The organism is Acinetobacter sp. YH12137 (assembly GCF_013418535.1).
GTDB lineage: Bacteria > Pseudomonadota > Gammaproteobacteria > Pseudomonadales > Moraxellaceae > Acinetobacter.
The window spans coordinates 1-3617 of sequence record NZ_VPBW01000071.1 but is presented as its reverse complement, the minus strand read 5'-3'; the positions used below and the strand labels follow the sequence as shown (position 1 = coordinate 3617).

Here is a 3617-nt window from a genome sequence, read left to right as displayed (position 1 = left end):
TTTTGATTCCTTTAGCAAATTCTGCTGCAAGGTCTTTTAGTTTTTGTTCGTTCATCATGTTGCCTGACTCCGTTGTGAATATGAACATAGCAAATTCAGGCAATTACACAATTTAATTTACAGTCTCATCTTTAGGCTTATTTTTTAAAATATAAATATAATCAATAGTTTATTTTGTTAACAACTTTTCTTAAAAATAATTTATGTATTTTATATTCTGATTTATTTTTCAAATATATTTTTAATTTTTTAAACATCCTTATTTTGGGAGGTTTTTATTTTAAATAGTGGGATTGAATTTTTATCTAATAATTTTTTAGTCAATAAAATAAAATCTTAAATTTAGAGGTATGGCTAGATTTAGCTTATTTTTATTTAACTCTTATATTTTATTTTCAAATTTTATAGGTATGCCAGTTCTACCATTTTTATAAAAAAGTGGAGAAAGCTTGGAATGACTATATGTCCTCTATGAGGGAGCAACTTATAGACAAGAGAGATTGAATAGTTCAGAAATTGAATTCACTAATCAATAGAAAGAGAAATAAAGAATCTACTAAGGATGAGTGGGGAAATAAGTGAGAAGATAACCACTTTCTTAAATGGGATAAAAAAATAAGAAAGGTTTTAAGTACTGTGAAAGGATTTAAGGCAGGAATCATTGTCTTGGCTATAGGATTTAGCGTTCAGGCAAATGCAGATGAAACAAAGGGATATTATATTAAGGCTGCTATTGATCAGTCATTCAAGCCGCTCATGCAACAATATGATGTATTGGGAATGGCAGTCGGGGTGATTTATCAGGGAAAAAATCATGAATACTATTATGGCCTGCAATCTCATATCGACCATAAAGCTGTAAATCGGCAAACAATTTTTGAATTAGGTTCTGTAAGTAAAATCTTTACGGGCATTGCAGGGGGCTATGCCAAGAGTCAGGGCAAGCTTTCTTTTAATGATCATCCAGCTAAATATTGGCCTGATTTAAAGAATTCAGAAATCAACAAAGTCAGTTTGCTGGAATTAGCGACTTATACAAGTGGAAGCTTACCTTTGCAATTTCCAGATCAGGTCCAGACTGATCAGCAAGTTTTAAAGTATTTCCAAGATTGGCAGGTCAAACATCCGCCTGGCCAATATCGGCAATATTCAAATCCCAGTATTGGCTTATTTGGTGAGTTAAGTGCAAGATCAATGAATGTTCCTTTTAGCGTATTGCTGGAACAGACGATTTTTCCAAAACTCAATTTAAAGAATACCTATATTAATGTTCCGAAAGCACAAAGGGTTCACTATGCTTTCGGCTATGATCAGAACAATCATCCGGTGCAGGTAAACCCGGGAGCTTTAGATGCCCAGGCTTATGGGGTGAAATCTACACTTCCCGATATGCTGAAATTATTAGATGCCAATCTGAATCTGAAAAAAAACAAGCCTGATATTAAACAAGCGCTTCTGGAAACTCATCATGGGTATTTTAAACTTGGGAAAATGACTCAAGCACTCGGCTGGGAGACTTTTTCATATCCGACGACACTCGATATTTTGCTGGTAAGTAATTCTGAAAAAGTCGTGATGCAAGCAAATCCAGTAGTCAAAAATACTGTTCAGGCAAAATCACAAGTTTTTCATAAAACTGGTTCAACCAATGGCTTTGGAACCTATGTACTGTTTATTCCAGAAGAAAATTTTGGACTGGTGATGATGATGAATAAAAAAATTCCCAATGCAGAGCGAATCAAGGCAGCCTATCAAGTCTTTCAGTCCATAAAAAACAGTTAAGTTTATTAAGCCTGAATAGAAGGAAATGTCTCATGATTTTTGAGCTAGGGTGTTTCCTTCTTTTGAAAAGAGGTTGAGTCTTAAACTCTAACTGAAGTAAAAGCCTCCTAATTTCGGAGGTTTTTATTTTGTATCGATAAGAGTGGTAGATTTTATTGGTTGAGAAAAATTCATTCTATAAATTTTAAAATGAAATTTAATAATATTAAAGTTCAAAATAGGGTAAGCTTATTTAATTAAGATTGAATCAGATTAGATAGGTTTCAGGGCATTCATGTTAGAACTTCGTCATTTAAAAACCTTAGTCGCGTTACGAGAACATGGCTCACTGGTTGCAGCAGCAGGAGATCTTTGTCTCACGCCTTCAGCTTTGTCCCATCAGCTTCGTGAATTGGATCAATGGTTCGGAGTCGAAATCGTCAATCGCCGTAGTCGCCCGGTCAGTTTTTCCAATGTCGGGCAGCGCTTACTGAAGCTGGCAGATGATATTTTGCCTCAAGTCCATGTTGCACAGAGTGATATCATTCGCATTGTGCATGGGCAGACAGGACGGATCATTTTTTCTTCCGAATGCCATAGCTGTTTCGACTGGTTGATGCCTTTACTGAATCAATATCGTATTCAATATCCAGATGTAGATTTGGATTTCGCTTCTGGCTTTGAGGCCAATCCGCATGAATTATTACAAACAGGGGAATTCGATCTGCTTATTACCGCTGATCCTATTGAACTGAAGGGTATAGAGTATTTCCCGATTTTTGAGTATGAGTCGCGTTTGGTGCTATCGAATACTCATCCTTTAGTGCGTTCTCAAAGTATTAGCGTCCAGGAATTGGCGGAAGAAACACTGATTACTTATCCAGTGGACAAGCACCGTCTGGACATCATGTCACACCTGTTTATTCCAGCGAATATTTTACCTAAACAAATTCGGACCACCGACTTGACTCAAATGCTGATTCAACTGGTTGCCAGTGGTCGGGGAATTGCAGCCTTGCCAGATTGGGTAGTGAATGAATATGAGCAAAAAGGCTGGGTGACTTCACGCCGTTTGAATTGTATAGCCCCGAATGGACTGCGCCGGACTTTATATGCAAGTTATCGAACTGAAGAAAAGCAGAAAGATTATTTCGAAGGATTTTTAAAGCAGCTTGACCGATTCTCTAAAAAGAGAATCACATATTATGATTAAGTGGTGATAAAGGTTTCCTCTCGACTCTTTAAAACTATTCTTTTTGATGACGCTTTCAGTCAATTAGATCAATAAATATACAATTCTAAAACAGGCTTATCTTAATTTTGGGTGAAAGATGGGAAGAGTAGGACTCAACTAGTAGATGAGATATTGAAGAGTTCTTAGGTAGTTTAAAACCTATTCTGAAAGAAAAGGTGAGATCATGAATATCGCAAAGAATACCATCTGTCTTTGGTACGATCATGATGCTGAAGAAGCTGCACGATTTTATGCAGAAACTTTTCCAAATTCATCTATAGGTGCCATCGTTCTTGCACCTGGAGATTATCCCTCTGGTAAAGCAGGTGATGTCATCACAGTAGACTTTACCGTACTGGGTATTCCATGTATTGGTTTAAATGGAGGGCCTGTATTTCAGCATAATGAATCTTTCTCATTTCAAGTCGCCACAGAGGATCAGGAAGAAACTGACCGCTATTGGAATGCGATCGTCAATAATGGCGGTCAGGAAAGTGATGTGTGCTTAAAAAACAGGAGGGTTTAACTTGGTAAACTATACATACTCATTAGGAGTTTACCATGAGCAAGAAACAGAAGACTTACACCGCAGAATTTAAAGCTGAAGCCATAAAAGCCATTG

Annotated in this window: 2 protein-coding genes and 1 pseudogene; all 3 read left to right on the top strand. The window is 36.7% G+C overall.

Going from position 1 to position 3617, the window contains the following annotated elements; all coding sequences use genetic code 11:
* The first annotated feature begins 636 nt into the window (after positions 1-636).
* Positions 637-1782, top strand: coding sequence for a class C beta-lactamase (gene ampC / locus FTU72_RS15965; RefSeq protein WP_180053112.1), 1146 nt, complete (start codon positions 637-639; stop codon positions 1780-1782).
* Between the two features lie 274 nt (positions 1783-2056).
* Positions 2057-2974: a LysR family transcriptional regulator gene (locus FTU72_RS15960; RefSeq protein ID WP_180053111.1), complete on the top strand. Its 918-nt coding sequence runs from the start codon at positions 2057-2059 to the stop codon at positions 2972-2974.
* Positions 2975-3179: 205 nt separating this feature from the next.
* Positions 3180-3494, top strand: a pseudogene (locus FTU72_RS15955) (VOC family protein); the annotation flags it as partial.
* Positions 3495-3617 lie beyond the last annotated feature (123 nt).

Excerpts from the sequence above, each read along its gene's own strand:
- FTU72_RS15960 (WP_180053111.1), top strand. The coding sequence starts at position 2,057 with ATGTTAGAACTTCGTCATTTAAAAACCTTAGTCGCGTTACGAGAACAT.